Below are 18,975 nucleotides of genomic sequence, written 5' to 3'. Positions count from 1 at the left end.
CGTCAATATCGCGGTGTGATGGGACTTCCGTCGGGGGAGCGCTCCTCAATCAGCTTCCCGCCCAGAATACGCTCCACCGCGGCACGGCCGAACACGCCGGACTCTTCGATCGTCTCATCATCTGCGCTCGGGATGTCCTGGACATAGGTGGCAGCAGCTGCCACGGCACGGGCCGGGGCCTTGGCGCGGCCGGCTTCCGCTTCAGGGCTGTTGGAGAGTCGCTGGTAAAGGCTTTGCCGTGCCTGGGCTGCGGCAGCCGAGGACGGCTGAGGAGCCTTGGCCGGGACAGCCTGGGTTGGAGCGGCTGCGGGAGCCGGGGAAGCTGACGCCATGGCGTACTCCGGCGCCCGCGCGGTGTCCGGTGAGGAATTGCCCCCGCCCGGTTCCTCCGTTCCAAACCGTCCGGCGCCTGGAGATGGTGAAGACGGAGCCAGGCCCCAGTCCGGCTCCGGGCTGGCGCCGGCCCTCGTGACAGGGATTGAGGGTGGCACCTGGGCGGTGGCGGGCTCGTAGCGCGGTGTGGCAACCGGCCCGGTTGGTGCCTCGTCCGGCGCCGCCGGGGAGGCTGCCCTGCCCACGTTGCTTTCTTCGCCGACCACCCAGACCCCGGGAGCCTGTTCCACGGCGCGGGTCCAAGGATCATGCGGTGATGCAGCCGTGCTGGCGGCAGCATCAGGCCCGTGAGGCTGGACGCCCGGGACGTCAACGGGGCCCGAGGTGGCCGGCGACGGCCCCTTTACACCGGAACCGGTGCCGGGGGTGCCCGACGGGCCTGAAGCAGCCGGCACTCCCGAGGGCCGGGACCGGTTGGACGGGGCCCAGTCCAGGGGAGGTTCTTCGTCCAGAGGCGGAGCGTCCTCGTCCCTGGCCGGACCCCAGTCGTCGTCGGAATATGAATAGTCTTCCTCCACGGCGGCGCGGGGCACCGAAACCGGGGCGGAGCCTTCGCCGGCCGCGACCTGCGCAGCGGGTTGTCCGGATGCGGGCCGCACGGCGCCGCTTCCGGGAAGCGGGGCCGAAAGTGCCGCGGCTGCTGCCTGGGGCGCCACGCCTTCCGGCGCAACGCCGTCGGCCTGGCCCGGATCAGCCGGCCCCTGCCCAGGACGTGCCTTTTGCTGGTGTTTTGCGTCCGGCACAGACTGCTGCGGGCTCGCGGAAACGGGCCCGCCTGGGGGGCCCGGCTGCCGTGCGGCATCGCTGCCCGTCGGGGCAGAAGCCGGTGCCAGCCCCCAAGCGACGTCAGCCGAAGTTGTCGCCGCCACCCGGCTGGCGGGCACTTTTGGGTTTGGGTCAGAGCTCGCCTGCGTGCCGCCACCGGCCGACGCAGTGATTTGGCAGTCGATGCCTACGGTCTTGTGGATGGCCTGGCGCAGATTCTCCGAATGGTCCGCCCGGCCGAAGGCTCCGGCAAGTCCGGACGTGGTGAATGCAAGGGTGAGGCTGTGGCCGTCGAAGGCAGCAACCTGGGCATTGGGTTCAACGAGCGCCCAGGTGCTGCGCTTGATTTTGGACAGGGTCTGCAGGACGTCGGGCCAGGCGCGGCGCAAGACCTCCACGTCCCCCATGGGTCCGGGCGCAGCAGCGGGCGCCGGCGGCGCGGACGACGTCTCCGCCTGGCCGGTAGACGGGGATTCTTTGGGCTCGGAGGCGGGCGTCTTGCCGGAAGCCTGCGCCGGGCCGGAACCCGGAGTCTGCATGGCACCTTGCGCCGGGCCGGACGCAGCGTCCGGCCCCACCTGGGGCTGCGGCGAGGCAAAGCCCGGGTCGCGTCCGGCTGGACGATCCGAAGAGGCGGGCGACGGGAGGTTCCCGGCCGAATCTTCTACCGGCCAGTCGCTGGTGCTGACCCGCGGGGCGGTCAAGGGAGAGCGTGGTCCGCCGACCGCAGGGGAAGCCTCCCCGACGGAGCCCGCTCCGGCAGCTGCCGGCGGGGCCGGGGCGCTGGGCGCCGGGCCCGCAACGGCCGGAGCTGCGGGCGCCGCTTTCGCGGCATCCCGAGCCGGACCATTGGCACCGGCGGCGCCAGTTGAAGATTCAGGAGCAGAGGGCCTTGTTTCCGGGGCAGGGGCATTGGACGCCGGGGGAGCGGCAGGGGCGGCGGCCGGTGTGGAGCCGTCCGCAATTGACCCTGCGGGAGCACCGACGTCGTTCCCGGCGTAGTTCAGCCTGCGCTCCACGCGGTCTATCCGGGCGGCCATGCCGCGCTCGTTTTGCTCCGAGCTGGGCAAAAGGATCCGGGCGCACAGCAGCTCAAGGTGCAGCCGCGGGGAGGTGGCGCCGGTCATCTCGGTCAACGCGGTGTTGGTGACGTCCGCGGCGCGAGACAGCTCGGCCGCCCCCAGGTTGTGGGCCTGGTTCTTCAGGCGGGCAATCTGGTCCGCGGGCATGCCGCGGAGAATGGTCTGGGCGCTTTCAGGCATCGCCTGGACGATGATGAGGTCGCGGAACCGCTCCAACAGGTCCTCAACGAAGCGGCGGGGATCATGGCCGGTTTGGATCACCCGGTCCACGGCACGGAAAACGGTAGCGGAATCAGAAGCGGCAACGGCCTCGACCACGTCGTCGAGCAGTGAAGCGTGGGTGTATCCGAGCAGCGCCACGGCAAGTTCGTAGTCCAGGCCGTTCGGCCCGGCGCCCGCCATCAGCTGGTCCAGGACGGAGAGCGAATCACGGACGGAGCCGCCGCCGGCACGGATCACCAGGGACAGGACGCCGGGGGCCACCGGGACGTTCTCCTGGCTGCACAGGAGCTCCAAGTAGGCCATCAGCGGTTCCGGCGGCACCAGCCGGAACGGGTAGTGGTGGGTGCGGGAGCGGATGGTGCCGATGACCTTGTCCGGTTCCGTGGTGGCGAAGATGAACTTGATGTGTTCGGGTGGTTCTTCCACGATCTTCAGCAGAGCGTTGAAGCCTGCGGACGTGACCATGTGGGCCTCGTCAATGATGAAGATCTTGTAGCGGTCCCGTACAGGTGCATAGGTGGCCCGCTCACGGAGGTCCCGGGCATCGTCGACGCCGCCGTGGCTGGCGGCGTCAATCTCTATGACATCCAGCGAACCGGAGCCGCCGCGGGCCAGCTCAACGCAGCTGGGGCACGTGCCGCAGGGGGTGTCAGTGGGGCCCTGGGCGCAGTTGAGGCAGCGCGCCAGGATCCGGGCCGAGGTGGTCTTGCCGCAGCCCCTGGGGCCGGAGAAGAGGTAGGCGTGGTTGACCCGGTTTTTCCTCAAAGCCGTCATCAGCGGCTCGGTGACATGCTCCTGCCCGATAACGTCAGCAAACGAATCCGGACGGTATCTGCGGTAGAGGGCGGTAGTAACTGTCACAGAGAAAACCCTACCAATCCGGGCCGACATCCTGCCGCCCTGTGGGGGAATAGTAAAGACCCCCCATGCACCCGCCAGAGCCCATTTACCCTTGCTACCTTCCGGTCCTGGGGGAGTTCAACAGGATGACGCCACATGAGGGGCCGTCAGACACTTTACCTGAACTTCCGGCCCGACTCGAATCGGCCTTCGATCAGCGCCAGCCCTCCACCGGCCAGCTCATAAAGGCTGGTTCCTCATAGGGATGCGCAGCCCGCAGCGCTGCAACGATAGCGCCCAGCAATGCCTGGTCAACCACGCATTCAATCTTGTCCTCGGCCGCCTCCTCCGGTTTCCCCACCTGCCCAAGGTACGGTTCGGAGCCTTCCAGGGGAGTAAAGCGGCCCGTCCCGGACATGATGAACGAACAGTGCGAGTAATTGCCGATCCTGCCGGCTCCGGCGTCACCGATCGCCGCAAGGACCCGTTCCGTGTGGGAACGGGGGACGTAGACCACCAGCGCATGCAGCTTATTCATGGTTTCCATCGTGCCCGAATGCAGCCGGCAAACGGACAACACCCGTTGCTTATCCCGGCAACTCCCCTGAATATGGGTACATACACCGATTGGGGCAATCTCCAGATTGTGAGGTGCGTGGCCTGGCTGAACGGGCCGGACCCGGCAGCTCAACGGTGTCCGGGGAATGGGCGCGTTGGGGGCGTCCATTTCGTGGTTAAGGGGCAGGGCCGCTGTCCTTAGGGCCCGTGGAGGACCAGCCGGTTTCGGCCAATTGGGCGATGCGGAAAACATCAGGTAACCTAGTATCTGCTTTTGATTCAGAAGCAGCTGGAGAATTCGCCTAGCGGCCTATGGCGCACGCCTGGAACGCGTGTTGGGTTAACGCCCTCGGGGGTTCAAATCCCCCATTCTCCGCCGGTGAGGACCTTGCCCCCGTTCAATCGGGGGCAGGGTCCTTTCTTTTGTTGCAGCGATCATCCCGCCTCCGCGGACGGCACGCCAAGCCGGCGAAGCCGTTCCCTGGCGGCCAGCTCGCTTGGACCCCTGCGTCCCAAGGCCAGGCGTACGACGCCGAGAACCAGCTTTGTCGCGAGCCTCACCGGCAGCGGCAGGGGACCCAGCCGGGGAACGTCCAGCCCGAGCATCCGGCGGTACCTTGGCTCCAGGCTGTACACGGCGCCCGCGAACAGGATCCGGTAACCCGGCCGGAGCACCCTGTTCAAGGGCGGGTTGCGGACGAATTCCACTGTCTCTGCCACGCGGGCGTCAACGCGGAGATCACCGCTTTCGTACCAGCGGTCCAGTTGCCTGTGCAATTCCGCCTCGGTGAGCGGCGGGTCTTCCACTCCCATCAGCCGGCCGGCCTGGGCCCACTCCCGGACGTACGCGTCCGGTCCGCCGGGAATCGTGCCTCCCCACAGCTTGTGGGCGGTGAGGAAGGCGTCAGTGAAGGCCAGATGGATCCAGCTGGCCAGTTCCGGATCGTTGGCGCTGTAGGTGCGCTGCGCCCCCTGGCTGTCGCGGTAGCTGCCCTGGACGGCCTCGTGCAGCCGGCGCACCCTCCGTGAGGCGTTCTCGGCGGCCTCCTTGGAGCCATAGGTCACTGTGAAGATCCAGCGGATGGTGTTGGCCAGCCTGCCCAGCGGGTCCTCGCGGAAGTTTGAATGTTCGTGGACGCCGGCAAGGGCGCCGGGGTGCAGGGACTGCATCAACAGAGTGCGGATTCCGGCGACAATGGGCGACATTGAACCGTGCACTGCCCATACCGCGGAACCGGGCAGGTGGTACCCCGGGTCATCGCCCTCCGCAAGATCCAATTGCCACTGCTGAACGCCTTCGGAACCGTTGCTGAAGGTTCGGACCAGGCGCTTCTTGATGGGACTGAGAATGTTCTTGATGGTGCACGCCCTCCTGTGGAGAACTCGGCTGTAGAGCTTATCGTAAGCACCTTTTTAGTGCAGCCGCAGCGACTGGTCCTGTACCACCTGGCGGCGCTGGAAACGGCAGTCTCCACAAAAAACCCCGCAGTGTCCCCGCTCCGGGGTTCACAGGGCTGCGGCCATATGCTCTCATGGTAGGTACCGTCAAGACGCGTGCGGGTGGCCAAGTCCTGGAGTCAGTCTTGTGGGCAATCACGCGGTATCCGGGAAGGACGATAAGAACGCCAAGGGCTTTTGCCTGCCTGTAGCGCGGGCACTGGCCGCCACGGGGGCGCTCGCCATTTCCGTCTGCGCCTTCAACCTCTCCGGCAGCGCTCCTGAAACGGGAACCGCAGCGGCATCCGTTGCCCGTCCGGGCGCCGGTGCTGCGGGGAATTCGACTGGTCTCAGTGCCGGCACCGTCGCTGGTACTGAGGCCACTGGATTTGCCGCCGCGGTACCTCCGTCGGACAGCCTTGTGGCGGCTCCCCGGACAGCCGCGGTCCTGGCCGCTCCCCAAGCCGAAATTGCCTTTCCACGCCCGCTCGTAGGAAGTCTCGGTGAGGATGCTCCGGCGCCGGTCACGGTAGGGCTCTCAGGGGTGGGAAGGCCGCCGGCAGGCTATCTCATGGCGCCCCTCAAACTGCTGATTCCCTCGTCGCCCTTCGGATTCCGCGTAAGCCCGTTGTCCGGGCTGGCAGGGGACTTCCATCTCGGCCAGGACTATTCGGCCTCCTGCGGCACCGCGGTGTACGCGGCGGATTCAGGTGTGGTCCGTGCCGCCGGATGGCATCCATGGGGCGGCGGCAACCGGGTTGAGATCGATCACGGCAACGGACTCGTCACCACCTACAACCATCTCGAGTCCATTGCCGTCCGCAGCGGTGACTTCGTCAATGTTGGGCAAGCCATTGCCCGGGTAGGCACTACCGGGTGGTCGACGGGATGCCACCTGCATTTCGAAACAATCCTCAACGGACGCCACACGAATCCGCTGAAATGGCACCTCATGGCGGTACGCCCGCTTGGCGCCGGGCCCGCTGAGCTGCTGACCTACCTGCCAGTCCCCGGTGTTGCCTCCACGGGGCCCATACGCTGGACCATTCCGGTGGGGCTGGGCAGCGAGGCTCCCTCGGCCGCCCCCTGGGCAAATGTCCCGACGACGGCGGCTGGCTCCTCTGCGCGGCCAGCATCCGCGTCGCTGTTGGTGGCGACGGTCGACACCGGCACGCCGTCCCCCACGCCGACGGAAACTGGAACGCCGTCGCTCACTGACATTGGGACGCCGTCGCCGACTGAGACTGGGACGCCTGCGCCGACTGAGACTGGGACGCCTGCGCCGACTGAGACTGGGACGCCTACCCCGACCGAGCCGGCCCCGGTTGAGCCCGCGCCGACCGAGCCTGCGCCGGTTGAGCCTGCCCCGATCGAGCCTGCGCCGGTTGAGCCTGCCCCGATCGAGCCTGCGCCGATTGAGCCGGCCCCGGTTGAGCCGGCCCCGGTTGAGCCGGCCCCGATCGAGCCTGCCCCGATCGAGCCTGCCCCGATCGAGCCTGCGCCGGTTGAGCCGGCCCCGGTTGAGCCTGCGCCGATTGAGCCGGCCCCGGTTGAGCCGGCCCCGATTGAGCCTGCGCCGATTGAGCCGGCCCCGGTTGAGCCTGCGCCGATTGAGCCGGCCCCGGTTGAGCCTGCGCCGATCGAGCCGGCCCCGATCGAGCCTTCCCCGACCGAGCCGGCCCCCATCTAACCGGCGGCATCGGCAACCAGCTCCTCATCGGCGCCCTGAAGTGCGCCGGAAATCCGTGCTGGAAACGCCAAGCCCGGACCAATACCGTGATCCATTGGCAACGAATTCCATGCATGGACAACTTCTTGGGGAAGCCGCCTGTAACTGACCTGTACCGGGTTCCGCTGACCCTGAACGACGGTTCCCCGACCGATTTTGGCAGGTTCAAGGGCAAAGTGGTGATGGTGGTCAACGTTGCCTCCAACTGCGGGTTCACGCCCCAGTACACGGGGCTGGAGACGCTGTATCAAAAGTTCCGGGACCGGGGGTTTGAAGTACTCGGCGTCCCGTGCAACCAGTTCGCAGGGCAGGAACCGGGCAGCGACAGCGAAATCGCCGAATTCTGCCAGCGCAACTTCGGGGTCACCTTCCCCCTCACCCTCAAGGCGGACGTCCGCGGCAGGAACCAGCACCCCCTTTACGCGGAGCTCACCAAGTTCAAAAGCGGGCTGCTGCCCGGATTGGTGAAATGGAACTTTGAGAAGTTCCTGGTCAACAGGGACGGCCAGGTGGTGAACCGCTTCGCGCCAACCGTGGAGCCCGATTCGGCGGAGGTTATCGACGCCGTCGAGGAGGCCCTCTGTTGAAAAAGGGGCGCTTCGCCGAACCGGACGGCCGAAAAGCGCAGTTCTTTCATTTTTTTTCACATCAACTACGGCGATTCACCCAAAGTTTGCCAAATGTCTGATTGGATAAACATTACTGAAGGGTACAAGGGAAGCGCCGTTTCCCACCGACCACAGAGGCAGCAATGGAGCACATCGAGGCCGAACATCCCCGGCCACGCCACTTCCTACTCCACCTGAGCGATCCCCACTTGATGGGAGGTCCGGATCCCCTTTACGGCGTCGTTGACAGCGAAGCACGCCTTATCCAGCTCTTCGAAGAGGTGAAGGCGTCCGGGGCGCGTCCGGAGGCCGTGATCTTCACCGGCGACCTCGCCGACAAGGGCGATCCGGGAGCCTACGTGAAACTGCGGGCAATCGTTGAGCCCGCCTGCGAGGAACTCGGCGCCGAGGTGATCTGGGCGATGGGTAACCACGACAACCGCGAAAACTTCCGGGCGGGACTGTTGGACGAAGCCCCCAATGACGCGCCGGTGGACAAGAGCTACTTCGTCAACGGGCTGCGCGTCATCACCATGGACACCTCAGTTCCCGGTTATCACCACGGCGAGCTGAGCCCGGCGCAGCTGGACTGGCTGACGCGGGAGCTGGACACGCCCGCTCCTGACGGCACCATCCTGGCGCTGCACCACCCGCCCATACCCTCCGTCCTGGATCTCTCGGTCCTGGTGGAGCTGCGTGACCAGGCGTCTCTTGAGGCAGTAGTCCGGAACTCTGATGTCCGCACCATCCTCGCGGGCCACCTGCATTATTCGACGACGGCGAGCTTCGCCGGCATCCCGGTATCGGTGGCGTCGGCCAGTTGTTACACCCAGGACCTCAATGTTCCCGTTGGCGGCACCCGGGGCCAGGACGGCGGGCAATCCTTCAACCTGGTGCATGTTTACGAGCACACCATCGTCCACTCGGTGGTTCCGCTGGGAAGGTCCACGACAGTGGGGGAGTACGTCTCGCCGGAAGAAACCGAGTTCCGGCTGGCCTCAGCCGGGATCCGGATTCCGGAAACCGCCAAGCAGCGGAACAGCGCGAAGCTCAAGCAGCCGAACAGCGCGAAGCTCGGGCTCCCCACAAGCCGGTAGGCCGCCCGCCTACTTTTCCCAGGGCGCCTTGATGGGGAAGTACTTCTCCAGGAAGTCCGTCACCAGTGCGGCGCGCTCGTCGGCATCCACCTCGGGGAAGCTGCCATCGTTCAGGCAGAAGAAATCCATGTTCCGCTTGGCCAGCAGCTTGGGCAGGTAGTTCAGTCCCGTCCGCATGGTGGTGTCCACGTAACGGACCTTCGCCGCCGTCTGGGTTACTGCCCGGCCCGTGAGCAGGGCGTAGTAGTGGTAGAAGGAGTTGGTCACGGAGATGTTGTCCGCCGCCCTGAAGCGGCTGGCCGCCGTCTTTCGGAATTCCTCCGGGAACTCGCGCTCCATCTTCGCCACCACGCTGCGCCGCAGCGGCGCTGCGGTGTGCTCCAGGTGCCGGGTGGTGATGCGGCCGAACCTGTTCCACAACAGCTTGCGGTTGACGCGGGCCGCGTTCTCGAACCCGCTGCGCTCTGCAGCGTTCTCGCCCAGGCCGATCCGGGTTTCGGCCTCGATGAACTTGGTGATGCCTCCCGGGGTGAAGAACAGGTCCGGGCTGACCGGCCGGCCGAAAAACATGTCGTCATTGGAGTACAGGAAGTGCTCGGACAGGCCTTCGATGTTGTGGAGCTGGCACTCCACCGCCTGGGAGTTGTGCGTGGGCAGCACGGAGGGGTCCGAGAAGAACTCCTCACTGCGGACGATGGTCACGGACGGGTGTTCCGCCAGCCACGCGGGTGCCGGTGAATCCGTGGCAATGAAAATGCGGCGGATCCAGGGCGCAAACATGTAGACGGACCGCAGCGCGTACTTGAGCTCGTTGATCTGCCGGAAGCGGGCCTCGTGGTCATCGCCCTCGCCCAGGACAACGTCCTTCTGTTGGGCCCGCCGGGCGGCTATGTACTCAGGGGAGCTGCCGTCCACCCAGGAGAACACCAGGTCGATGTCGAAGCTGATGTCGCTCGCGTGGTCCGCGAACATGTTCTCGATGGTGGGCCAGGTGTGGCCGTAGCGTTCAACGGTGCCTCGGACGGCGTCCTGCCGGAGCAGGGTCCTGCGTGTGAGGGAGTTCTCGATCGGCAGGATGATCTCGTCGCCCTTGAAGGACCAAAGCTCAATCTGGACACCCGCGGAGGCACCGAACTCGAAGCCGCCGGCCGGCTCCACCCGCGGCCGGTACAGGCGGAAGATGCGCGCCTGCCGGTTGGAGGAGAGTTCACCGTCCGCAACCAGGAGGGAGGTTTTCTTCTTGGCGTCCACGGTCATGGAGTAGAAGGGTTCGTCCTGGCAGGCTTCCACCAGGGCGGCCCGGAGCTTCTTCCTGTCTTTCCAGTCCAAGGCAATGACAGGGCGGTCGTTGTTGCCCCTGACCAGCAGGTATGCCAGGCCGGCGTTGGCCAGCACATTCCTGACGAACAGCAGGTCCTCCACCATGGCCTGGTAGGGAGTCCTGTTGTAGTTGATCAGGGCGATGCGGCCCTTGTGCGTAATGACATCAGGGCGCGGGTTGAGGCGCTGCTCAGCTTCTGCGGAGGTGATCTCTGCGTGAAATTGTTCCTCTACGGATGCCTGGCCGCCGTAGTAGACCTCGTCTTGAACCGGTGCTTCTGTAATGGTGGTCTCCGTGCTGCGTATTAGTTAGCGTTCCTATGTGCATGATAGCCCCGCCGGTAAAACGGCAGGGGTTCGGGCAGCCGATGCCCGGAAGGGGCTCAGCCGCCCAGCGCCTCCCGCCAGCTGCGGAGGAAAGCACCGCCGGCGTCGTCATGGATTACGGACGCCGGAAGCCCCAGGTCCTCGGCGGTCAGGACTTGGTACGGTTTTTCCGGGATGCCGTCCGCGGGCCGGACATCCACGTGCTTGACCGGGTGGTCGTTGTGGTGAAGCCAGTCAGCCATGGCATAGTCCGTGCGCGAATCGCCAACGGTCCGCCAGGCCTCCGGGGTGATGCCCTGTGCCGCGAGCAGCTCCACTGCCCGGCTGGCTCCCAGGTCCTTCCCAAGCCGCACCGATTCAATGTCCGTGGAAATGATGGTGGGGTCCACCCGGTAGTCCACCTCGTCGTCGGAATTGGGGGCGTGGTGGTCCAGCCGCACCACTCCCAGCCCGTGGCGGGCCATCAGGTCCATGGCGTCGGCGTCGAAGAGTTTTTGCTCCGCCAGGTACTCGGCACTTGGCACCTCGATGTGCTGCTCCACGGACACCATGGCCCGCTTGGTTTCGTCAAAGAACATGTGCGCTGCATAGTCCTCTGCCACCATCCGCCGGATGTCGTCCCCGTAGGCTGCCGGCACGGCGAGTTCGCGGTCCACGTGGATAGGGCCGGGCCCGGCCGCGGTGTAGCTGAACCAGACGGCGCCCTTCTCGCAGACGGCGTGGATGATGGTGCCTGACGGAATCCCGGCGGCGATCATGGGTTCCATGACCTGTTCCCTGATGAACGCGTCAGAGCGCCCGGTGTTGAAAACAACGGGGATGCCGGCGGCGGCGAGGGCCACCAGGTCGTCGATGATCTCCCGCTTCACATCGCGGGTGACCGGACTTGCCACCGGCCCGTCCACGTCGAGCAGGAGTGCCAGAGGCGGTGTGGCTCGTGCATGGGCTCCTGGTGCGGGCACGGCGGGGGACTCGGATACTGTCATACATCTATTCTCTCAGCAGTGCCGGGGGCGGGCTGTTCCTGGCGGGCCTTGGGCACCGCATGTGACACATGGTCACTGTTTGGCCACAACCTGCAACAGGCACGCCCGGGCACTTTCGCTGGACGTGCAGGATGCCTAGTGTGGCAAGGTGATATTCAAAGCTGTGGGCGAGGGCCGCCCTTACCCCGACCATGGTTACATGACGCCGAAGGACTGGGCCTCGCTCCCGCCGCGGCCCGTCCGGCTGGATGAGCTGGTGACCACCAAACGCACCCTTGACCTGGAAGCGCTGCTGGCCGAGGACTCCACCTTTTTCGGTGACCTATTCCCGCACGTGGTGCAGTACCAGGGAACCCTGTACCTGGAGGACGGGCTGCACCGCGCCGTCCGCACCGCCCTGCACCAGCGCACCGCAATCCACGCTCGCGTCCTGGTGATAGATGGCTAGGAAAAAGCAGCAGGACGTCAGTGTCCTCCACGGCCACCACGTTGTCACCGGCCCCGAACTGCGGGCCACCTTTGAAGCGGCCCGCGACGCCGACGATACAGCGCGCGTGCGCCGCCGGGCGCTGCACGGGGTTGTCCTGGTCCTCCTGATCGGCCTCATCGTTGCGGCCATCATCACCGCGCTGGCCATCATCGACGAACGGCTGAAGTTTCCTGCCGCAGCGCCGGCCGAGGAGGCCGTTTCCACCTGCCCGGCCGCCACCTTTGACTACACCCCCCACGAGCAGATCAACCTCAACGTCTATAACTCCACCAGCAGGCCCGGGCTGGCCCGCTCGGTGGCGGATGAGTTCCTGGCCAGGAAGTTCGTAGTGGGCGCGGTGTCCAACATCGACGCAGGCTACCGTGGCATTGCCGCCGTGGTTTCCGGGGCGGCCGGGCAGGCCGCTGCCTTCAGTGTCCAGCGCAACCTGCCGGGTTCGGACTACTTCCAGGACAGCAGGACAGACGGAAGCGTGGACGTGATCCTCTCCCAGGACTACAAGGCGCTGGCCCCGCCCGAGCTCGTTGACCAGACGCCCGGAAAGCTGGGTTGTCCGCGGGAAAGCCGCCGGGTTGCCGACGACGACAAATGGCCAGTCATCCCCTCTGCAGCGCCCACTCCGTGACGCGGGGTTGGCCGCCCGCCCACTGTGGTGCTGCTTAGCCAGCCACCGCGGGAAGCGGGGCCAGCCGGACGGGGCGGCCGTCGTCGTCGAACCTTGCCCCGGCCCCGAGCTGGATGAAGCGGACCGTCCTGGCCACCCGGGCTTCCAGTTCGGCGGGCTCATCGCTGCCCCTGGCCGCGCTGGAGGACAGCGTGCCCAGGATCAGCTGTGCCTGCTGGTTGACGTCCGCCACAGGAAGGTAGCCCTGCTCCATTCCGTCCCGCAGGATCCCCTGCAGCAGGACGCTCAGCTCGCCCACGTGGTTGGCGAGTTTGGCAAAGGACGACGGCGAGAGCACCGCTCCCATGGCAGGCCCCGGCGGGAGGTGGCGGCGGCTGAGGTCCACCACCTGCGCGCGGACGTACAGCGCGAGCCTGTCCACGGGGTTGTCCAGTCGTCCCAGGGAGTCCCGCAGTTCGGAGAGGAACTTCTCAGTCTCATCCAGGGCGTAGGAAATCAGCAGCTCTTCGATGTCCGCGTAGTAGTTGTAGACGGCGGTCCGGCCCACCCCGGCGTGCCGTGCCACGTCCGTCATGGTCAGCCCGGGCAGGCCATGGGAGAAAAGGAGTTCGCCGAAGGCCGTAAGGATGCGGCGCTGGGTGTCCGCTCGCTGCTCGGCATTACTGGCCGCTGAAATCCTGGGCATACAGACACTTTACCGCCATGTGTCAGTAAACGCCCCGCCCTTTCCTGCCGCACTTTCCTACGCCGGGCAGCCGTCCGGTCCGCAGGCCTCCCCCTCGCCGGAGTTGACCATGACAAGGGGATTGGCTTCCTGCCATGCCTGGTTCAAGGCGGCAGTGAAGGTCTCAACGGGTTGTGCCCCGGAGAGTCCGTACTTCCGGTCGATCACGAAGAACGGGACGCCGCTGATGCCCAGGGACCGGCCCTCCTCGAAATCGAAGCGGACTGCGTCCGCGTACTTGTCCGTGGTGAAGAGCTCATCCACTGCGCCGGGGTCGATGCCGAGTTCGACGCCGAGCGACGCAAGGTACTGCCGGCTGCCGATGTCCTTGCCATGCTCGAAGTGGTCGCTGAGCAGGCGTTCCTTTGCAGCATCCTGCTTGCCGTGGGCAGCGGCAAGGTGGATCAGGCGGTGCGCGGTGAAGCTGTTGGCCACCACCACCGAGTCGAACCGGTAATTCAGGCCCTCGGCCTTCGCCTGGCCGGCAACGTGGCCGAACATCGCCGAGACCTGCTCTGCGGGGATGCCCTTGCGGGAACTCAGGTACTCGAGTTCCGTGCCGTCATAGTGCTCGGGAAGGGTGGGGTCCAGCTGGTAGCTGCGCCAGGTCACGTCCACGTAATCACGGTGCGGGAAGGCCGCCAGGGCAGCTTCGAAGCGCCGCTTGCCAATAAAGCACCACGGGCAGGCAACATCGGACCAGATCTCTATCTTCATGTTGGACGTAACCGCGGATTTCGGGCCGCCATTCCGGAGCCCGGTGTTAGTTGCCGCACAGTGGGTCTTGTCTGCCGCCAATCCTGCGCCATAGTCTGAGTTGAAGGCTAAGCAGATGCCACCGGATGATTCTGAATTAGACCGCGGGACATATCAGGTTCCGCGGACAGTATTGCCCGGCCCGGCTGGGGAGCCAGGCCCGTTCTAGGCGAGGCCAGGAATGCGGATAGGACTGGTTGCAGGACCTTGGATCCCTGTTCCACCGGTAACGTACGGTGGCATTGAAAGAGTAGTGGACAGCCTCGCCAGAGGCTTTGCGGCGGCCGGGCATGACGTCGTGTTGGCAGCTCCCTCGGACAGCACATGCGCTGTCCCCCGGGCTCCGGGCATGCGGCCTGCCCACAGTGACGGACTCGGTTTAGCCATCTCTGAGCTGAGCCACGTAGTCCGGGCGTACGCAGCCATGGGGGACGTGGATATCATCCATGACCACACCCTCACCGGCCCCCTGTACGTGGAGCGGCCTGACCAGGTCCCGGTGGCAACGACAATCCACGGCCCGCTCAGTGCGGACGCAGTGGATATCTACCGTGCCATCGGTCGGAGGGCGGCTGTGATCGCTATCTCCCGGGACCAGTGCTCGCGCGCACCGGAGGTGCCGGTGACGCGGGTCATCCACCACGGGATGGACGTTTCCTCCGTTCCGATGGGGTCGGGGACCGGCGGCTACCTGTGCTTCGTCGGGCGGGCCTGCGCCGATAAGGGACTGCTGGAGGCCATTATGATCGCCAGGGAGGCGGGACTGCCGCTGCGGATAGCGGTCAAGATGCGCGACCCCGACGAAATCCGGTATTTCCGTGAGGTCATCGAGCCCATGCTGGGGCCCAATGAGGACTTCGTCGGCGAAGTGGACGACGCCATCAAGTATCGGCTGATGGGCGAGGCGCTGGCCTTCCTCAACCCGATTCAGTGGTCTGAACCTTTCGGGCTGGTCATGATCGAGGCGCTTGCCACAGGCACCCCTGTAATAGGCACCCGGGTAGGTTCCGCACCCGAAATTATCGACCATGGCCGGACCGGGTACCTGGGAAGCACGGAGCAGCTGGCGGGCTTTGTGCATGAGGCGGAGAGCCTCAGCCGTGCAGCTTGCCGAAAGGCCGCCGCGGAACGGTTCAGCGAGGAACGCATGGTGAACGAGCACCTCCGGCTCTTCGAGAAGCTGCTCGCAGGGGAGGCTCCCCCAGGGGTTCCGGATGCGATCGGTTTGCACCAGAATCTTTAAGGGACGGTCTTCCGAACCGCGGTAAGTCCGCCTCCTAGCGAAGGAGCCCTTTCCCTTGACTGCATGGAACGCCGACACCGAGGCCGCCGCATCCGAATCAGGTTCGGTGACGGTGCTGGAAGGATCCTCGTTCTGCATCTCTTCCGGCACCGGGGACATCAGTTCAGACACCGGCACGAACGGTGCTTTCTACCAGGACACGCGCATCATTTCCCACTGGATCCTCCGAGTAAATGGCTCCTTGCGTGAACCGTTGGCGGCGCAACGGCCCAAGCCCTTCGAAGCCACCTTCGTTGGGAGGGCCCAGTGGCCGGACGGCCGGTTCGACAGCCCGCTGGTGGTCCGTCAAACCCGCCACATCGGCCCCGGCCTGCAGGACGACATCACGCTGGAGAACTACTCGGCTGAGCCTGTGGAATGCGACATCGAACTCCTCGTTGGTGCAGACCAGGACGATCTTTTCGACGTCAAGGTGGGCCGCACGTCAAAGCATGCCGAGGCCGTCCGCACGGTCCGCGACGGCCAGCTCGTGATTGAAAGCGCCCGCAACGGCCAACGGCGGGGAACGGCCGTCCGGGCCCGCGGCGCCGCCGTCAGCACAGACGGGCTCCGCTTCCGCGCCACCATTCCACCCCGCGGCAAGTGGGCTACCAGCATCATTGTGGTCCCCCTGATCAACGGGCAGGCCCCCGCCGACGCCTTCAGCGAGGACGGGCTGCCGCACCACCGGGAGGGCGCCCGCCGGCACCGGCACTGGGAGCAGAACGTCCCGCTGATCACCGTGTCGGACGCCAACCTGCAGGATCTGCTGAACCGCAGCCAAAGCGACCTGGGATCCCTGCGGATCTTCGACCCGCACCATCCGGAACGGGTAGCCGTCGCCGCCGGCGCCCCCTGGTTCATGGCGCTCTTCGGCCGCGACTCCATCCTCTCCTCCTACATGAGCCTGATGGTGGACCCCAAACTGGCGGCCGGGACGTTGCAGACCTTGGCCGGCCTCCAGGGGACGAAGGTGGACACGGACTCCGAGGAAGAACCGGGGCGCATCCCGCACGAGGTGAGGTTGGGCGTCACCGCGGGGCTGGCGCTGGGGGGCAGCGCCTACTACGGCACCGCTGACGCCACGCCGCTGTTTGCGGCCCTGGTTGGCGAGCTGAGCAGGTGGGGGCAGTCAAAGGACATTGTGGAGCCGTTGGTGCCCCACGTGGACAGGGCTTTGGAGTGGATCGAGAAGTACGGGGACCGCGACGGCGACGGGTTCGTGGAGTACATCCGGCCCAACGACCATGGACTCGTCAACCAGGGGTGGAAGGATTCCTGGGACGGCATCAACTTCGCGGACGGGACCATGGCGGAGGCGCCCATTGCCCTCTGCGAAGTCCAGGCCTACGTTTACTCCGCCTATGTGGGCCGGTCACTGCTGGCCCGCTGGAGCGGCGACCGCGCCCTGGAACAGCACTGGGCTGAACGCGCCGCGGATTTGAAGGCCGCCTTCAACGAGAAGTTCTGGCTGCCGGACAAGGGTTACTTCGCCGTGGCGCTGGATAAGGACAAGCGGCCGGTGGACGCGTGTACTTCAAACATGGGGCACTGCCTCTGGATGGGCATCGTGGATGAGGACAAGGCGGCTTCCGTGGTGGAGCACCTGATGTCCCCGCAGATGTTCACCGGCTGGGGAATCCGCACCCTCAGCTCGGACATGGGCGCCTACAACCCGGTGAGCTACCACAACGGCTCGGTGTGGCCGCATGACACGGCCCTGGTGGCAACCGGGCTGATGCGCTACGGATTCGTGGAGGAGGCGCGCCGGGTGGCCACCGGCATCTTCGAGGCCGCTGAGCATTTTGACGGCAGGCTGCCCGAACTGTTCTGCGGTTTCGACCGCGGCGAGTTCTCCGGACCGGTGGCATACCCCACCGCCTGCTCGCCGCAGGCATGGGCGGCGGCGGCGCCCATACAACTGGTCCGGGCCCTGCTCCGCTTCGACCCCGTCTTCACGCACGGGGTAGTGCACCTGGCGCCGATCCTTCCGGAGGAGGTGGGCGAGTTCCGGGCCGAAAACGTGCTGCTGGACACCGCCCGCATCAACATCAGGGCGTCCGGGACCCACGGCACCGTGGAGGGGCTGCCGCCGGGCCTCAAGCTCCTGGCGGAACCGCGCCCGCCACTGGCTTACCCGGCTGAGTACGTGTAAGAGGGTAGTGGGGGATGGTCACGGGAGGGCTCGCTCCAGCACGAAATCGTGCTCCACGGTATTTCCCAGCCGGAAAGACTTGGTTCCCACCCTGCGGAACCCTGACTTCTCGTAGAAGCGGATGGCCCGCGCGTTTTGGCTGTTGACCCCGAGCCACACACCGGCTGCGCCTGATCCGGCCGCCGCCTGGAGGCTGGCGTGCATCAGCTCCGCAGCGGCGCCCAGGCCGTGGTGCCCGGGATGCACATAGCACTTGCTGAGCTCCACCGACGGCGTCAATGTCAGCACCGCGGACACATCCGGGTCCGCCGCGGGACGGTTCACCAGGAGGCTGTACCCGCGGAGGGCGCCCTCCCCGTCTATCACCAGGACGGTGACGTCCGGGTCACTGAGGTACGTCCGGAAGTGCTGTTCGCTGAGGGTGTTCGCCAGGTGCGCTGCTATGTCTTCAGGCGACGTCGACGGCGGGCACGCCAGCGGAAAGGTGACGGTTGCCAGGGCTGCCAGCGCCCCGGCGTCGTCCGTTGTTGCCGGGCGGATGGTGTGGGTCATGCAGGGATTCTACGTGCGTGCCCCCGGGAGCTACTGCTTGAAGGCGGCGTCGAAGGACGTGCTCGATGGCGGGAAGTCGAACTTCTTGAGGGCCGCGAGGGCTTCGGGGGCGCCGTGCAGGCGGTCCATGCCGGCGTCTTCCCATTCGACGGAGATAGGCCCGTCATAGCCGATCGCGGAAAGGGCGCGGAACGAGGCTTCCCAGGGGACGTCGCCGCGGCCGGCGGAGACGAAGTCCCACCCGCGGCGCGGATCGCCCCAGGGCAGGTGGGAGCCCAGGACCGTGTTGCGGCCGGTCTGGCGGATCTTGGTGTCTTTGCAGTCCACGTGGTAGATCCGGTCCTTGAAGTCCCAGATGAAGGAAACGGGGTCCATTCCCTGCCACATCATGTGGGAGGGGTCCCAGTTCAGGCCGAACGCTTCGCGGTGTCCGATCGCCTCGAGGGTGCGGACGGTGGTCCAGTAGTCGTAGGCGATCTCGGACGGGTGGACTTCGTGGGCGAACCGGACGCCGCATTCGTCGAAGACATCCAGGATGGGGTTCCAGCGGTCGGCGAAGTCCTGGTAGCCGGCGTCGATGACCTTTTCCGGGACGGGCGGGAACATGGCCACGTACTGCCAGATGGAGGAGCCGGTGAAGCCGACGACGGTGTCCACCCCGAGTGCCTTGGCGAGCCGGGCGGTGTGCTTCATTTCCTCTGCGGCCCTCTGGCGGACGCCTTCGGGGTCGCCGTCGCCCCAGACCTTGGCGCCCACGATGTCCTGGTGGCGGAAGTCGATGGGGTCATCGCACACGGCCTGGCCCTTGAGGTGGTTGGAAATGGCCCAAACCTTCAGGTTGTACTTTTCCAGTACGGCGAGCTTGGACTCCACGTAGCCGGGTTCGTCCCAGCGCCAGGCGTCCATATGGTCCCCGGAGACGGCGATTTCCAGGCCGTCGTAGCCCCAGCCGGAGGCCAGTTTGGCCACCTCTTCGAAGGGCAGGTCGGCCCACTGGCCGGTGAACAGGGTAAACGGGCGGGGCATG

General features: G+C 66.1%; 16 protein-coding genes, 1 tRNA gene and 1 other RNA gene. 8 read left to right on the top strand and 10 right to left on the bottom strand.

Annotated elements, in window-relative coordinates:
* Window positions 1-2: 2 nt before the first annotated feature.
* From U7114_RS14265 to U7114_RS14255, 3 genes are all read right to left on the bottom strand, one after another.
* Window positions 3-3,353 carry a DNA polymerase III subunit gamma and tau gene (locus U7114_RS14265; protein ID WP_323057716.1) on the bottom strand — a complete coding sequence of 1,117 codons (3,351 nt, stop codon included), beginning with the start codon at window positions 3,351-3,353 and terminating at the stop codon, window positions 3-5.
* A gap of 21 nt (window positions 3,354-3,374) precedes the next feature.
* Window positions 3,375-3,471: signal recognition particle sRNA small type (gene ffs / locus U7114_RS14260), an RNA gene on the bottom strand.
* Between the two features lie 45 nt (window positions 3,472-3,516).
* Complete coding sequence (locus U7114_RS14255) at window positions 3,517-3,840, bottom strand: hypothetical protein (RefSeq protein ID WP_323057715.1); 324 nt, start codon at window positions 3,838-3,840, stop codon at window positions 3,517-3,519.
* Window positions 3,841-4,151: 311 nt separating this feature from the next.
* Here U7114_RS14255 and U7114_RS14250 point away from each other — a divergent pair.
* Window positions 4,152-4,236: transfer RNA gene (locus U7114_RS14250), tRNA-Ser, on the top strand.
* Window positions 4,237-4,295: 59 nt separating this feature from the next.
* On the opposite strand, the gene U7114_RS14245 is transcribed toward U7114_RS14250, so the two are convergent.
* Entirely contained in the window at window positions 4,296-5,186 is an 891-nt protein-coding gene (locus U7114_RS14245) for an oxygenase MpaB family protein (RefSeq protein WP_323057794.1), read from the bottom strand.
* Window positions 5,187-5,868: 682 nt separating this feature from the next.
* Between U7114_RS14245 and U7114_RS14240 the strand changes: the two genes are divergently transcribed.
* The 3 genes from U7114_RS14240 (at window position 5,869) to U7114_RS14230 (ending at window position 8,731) form a co-directional block, all read left to right on the top strand.
* Window positions 5,869-6,987, top strand: coding sequence for a M23 family metallopeptidase (locus U7114_RS14240; RefSeq protein WP_323057714.1), 1,119 nt, complete (start codon window positions 5,869-5,871; stop codon window positions 6,985-6,987).
* A gap of 113 nt (window positions 6,988-7,100) precedes the next feature.
* A complete protein-coding gene (locus U7114_RS14235; protein ID WP_321215263.1) occupies window positions 7,101-7,613 on the top strand; it encodes a glutathione peroxidase in 513 nt (170 codons plus the stop codon).
* A 164-nt stretch (window positions 7,614-7,777) separates the two neighbouring features.
* Window positions 7,778-8,731 carry a phosphodiesterase gene (locus U7114_RS14230; protein ID WP_321215264.1) on the top strand — a complete coding sequence of 318 codons (954 nt, stop codon included), beginning with the start codon at window positions 7,778-7,780 and terminating at the stop codon, window positions 8,729-8,731.
* Window positions 8,732-8,740: 9 nt separating this feature from the next.
* Here the strand turns inward: U7114_RS14230 and U7114_RS14225 are convergent, their stop codons facing one another.
* Entirely contained in the window at window positions 8,741-10,156 is a 1,416-nt protein-coding gene (locus U7114_RS14225; protein WP_409339704.1) for a stealth family protein, read from the bottom strand.
* 278 nt (window positions 10,157-10,434) lie between these two features.
* The gene (locus U7114_RS14220) at window positions 10,435-11,364 is read right to left on the bottom strand and encodes a hypothetical protein (RefSeq protein ID WP_321215265.1); all 930 of its coding nucleotides are present in this window, start codon (window positions 11,362-11,364) and stop codon (window positions 10,435-10,437) included.
* 148 nt (window positions 11,365-11,512) lie between these two features.
* On the opposite strand from U7114_RS14220, the gene U7114_RS14215 reads away from it, so the two are divergent.
* Window positions 11,513-11,812 carry a type II toxin-antitoxin system VapB family antitoxin gene (locus U7114_RS14215; RefSeq protein ID WP_199775313.1) on the top strand — a complete coding sequence of 100 codons (300 nt, stop codon included), beginning with the start codon at window positions 11,513-11,515 and terminating at the stop codon, window positions 11,810-11,812.
* A complete protein-coding gene (locus tag U7114_RS14210) occupies window positions 11,805-12,479 on the top strand; it encodes a LytR C-terminal domain-containing protein (protein ID WP_321215266.1) in 675 nt (224 codons plus the stop codon). Before U7114_RS14215 ends, U7114_RS14210 begins: the two co-directional genes overlap by 8 nt.
* 34 nt (window positions 12,480-12,513) lie before the next feature.
* Here the strand turns inward: U7114_RS14210 and U7114_RS14205 are convergent, their stop codons facing one another.
* Both U7114_RS14205 and U7114_RS14200 read right to left on the bottom strand, forming a co-directional pair.
* On the bottom strand, window positions 12,514-13,164 hold the full coding sequence (locus U7114_RS14205) for a TetR/AcrR family transcriptional regulator (protein WP_157239310.1): 651 nt from the start codon (window positions 13,162-13,164) through the stop codon (window positions 12,514-12,516).
* A 57-nt stretch (window positions 13,165-13,221) separates the two neighbouring features.
* A complete protein-coding gene (locus U7114_RS14200) occupies window positions 13,222-13,920 on the bottom strand; it encodes a DsbA family oxidoreductase (protein WP_157239309.1) in 699 nt (232 codons plus the stop codon).
* 220 nt (window positions 13,921-14,140) lie between these two features.
* Here U7114_RS14200 and U7114_RS14195 point away from each other — a divergent pair, with 220 nt between their 5' ends.
* Window positions 14,141-15,202, top strand: coding sequence for a glycosyltransferase family 4 protein (locus U7114_RS14195; RefSeq protein WP_323057713.1), 1,062 nt, complete (start codon window positions 14,141-14,143; stop codon window positions 15,200-15,202).
* 55 nt (window positions 15,203-15,257) lie between these two features.
* On the top strand, window positions 15,258-17,396 hold the full coding sequence (locus tag U7114_RS14190) for a glycogen debranching N-terminal domain-containing protein (protein ID WP_157239305.1): 2,139 nt from the start codon (window positions 15,258-15,260) through the stop codon (window positions 17,394-17,396).
* An 18-nt stretch (window positions 17,397-17,414) separates the two neighbouring features.
* Here U7114_RS14190 and U7114_RS14185 read toward each other — a convergent pair whose 3' ends face one another.
* Window positions 17,415-17,948 carry a GNAT family N-acetyltransferase gene (locus tag U7114_RS14185; protein ID WP_323057712.1) on the bottom strand — a complete coding sequence of 178 codons (534 nt, stop codon included), beginning with the start codon at window positions 17,946-17,948 and terminating at the stop codon, window positions 17,415-17,417.
* 30 nt (window positions 17,949-17,978) lie between these two features.
* On the bottom strand, window positions 17,979-18,974 hold the full coding sequence (locus U7114_RS14180) for a sugar phosphate isomerase/epimerase family protein (RefSeq protein ID WP_323057711.1): 996 nt from the start codon (window positions 18,972-18,974) through the stop codon (window positions 17,979-17,981).
* Between the last annotated feature and the right edge of the window lies 1 nt (window position 18,975).

The organism is Pseudarthrobacter sp. C1, from assembly GCF_034720455.1.
Classification (GTDB): Bacteria; Actinomycetota; Actinomycetes; order Actinomycetales; family Micrococcaceae; genus Arthrobacter.
The sequence above is the reverse complement of the archived record's forward strand: the minus strand, read 5'-3'. Positions and strand labels throughout refer to the sequence as shown.

Excerpts from the sequence above, each read along its gene's own strand:
- U7114_RS14200 (WP_157239309.1), bottom strand. The coding sequence starts at position 13,920 with ATGAAGATAGAGATCTGGTCCGATGTTGCCTGCCCGTGGTGCTTTATT.
- U7114_RS14230 (WP_321215264.1), top strand. The coding sequence starts at position 7,778 with ATGGAGCACATCGAGGCCGAACATCCCCGGCCACGCCACTTCCTACTC.
- U7114_RS14210 (WP_321215266.1), top strand. The coding sequence starts at position 11,805 with ATGGCTAGGAAAAAGCAGCAGGACGTCAGTGTCCTCCACGGCCACCAC.
- U7114_RS14180 (WP_323057711.1), bottom strand. The coding sequence starts at position 18,974 with ATGCCCCGCCCGTTTACCCTGTTCACCGGCCAGTGGGCCGACCTGCCC.
- U7114_RS14220 (WP_321215265.1), bottom strand. The coding sequence starts at position 11,364 with ATGACAGTATCCGAGTCCCCCGCCGTGCCCGCACCAGGAGCCCATGCA.
- U7114_RS14185 (WP_323057712.1), bottom strand. The coding sequence starts at position 17,948 with ATGACCCACACCATCCGCCCGGCAACAACGGACGACGCCGGGGCGCTG.
- U7114_RS14235 (WP_321215263.1), top strand. The coding sequence starts at position 7,101 with ATGGACAACTTCTTGGGGAAGCCGCCTGTAACTGACCTGTACCGGGTT.
- U7114_RS14265 (WP_323057716.1), bottom strand. The coding sequence starts at position 3,353 with ATGTCGGCCCGGATTGGTAGGGTTTTCTCTGTGACAGTTACTACCGCC.
- U7114_RS14255 (WP_323057715.1), bottom strand. The coding sequence starts at position 3,840 with ATGAATAAGCTGCATGCGCTGGTGGTCTACGTCCCCCGTTCCCACACG.
- U7114_RS14205 (WP_157239310.1), bottom strand. The coding sequence starts at position 13,164 with ATGCCCAGGATTTCAGCGGCCAGTAATGCCGAGCAGCGAGCGGACACC.
- U7114_RS14240 (WP_323057714.1), top strand. The coding sequence starts at position 5,869 with ATGGCGCCCCTCAAACTGCTGATTCCCTCGTCGCCCTTCGGATTCCGC.
- U7114_RS14225 (WP_409339704.1), bottom strand. The coding sequence starts at position 10,156 with ATGGTGGAGGACCTGCTGTTCGTCAGGAATGTGCTGGCCAACGCCGGC.
- U7114_RS14195 (WP_323057713.1), top strand. The coding sequence starts at position 14,141 with ATGCGGATAGGACTGGTTGCAGGACCTTGGATCCCTGTTCCACCGGTA.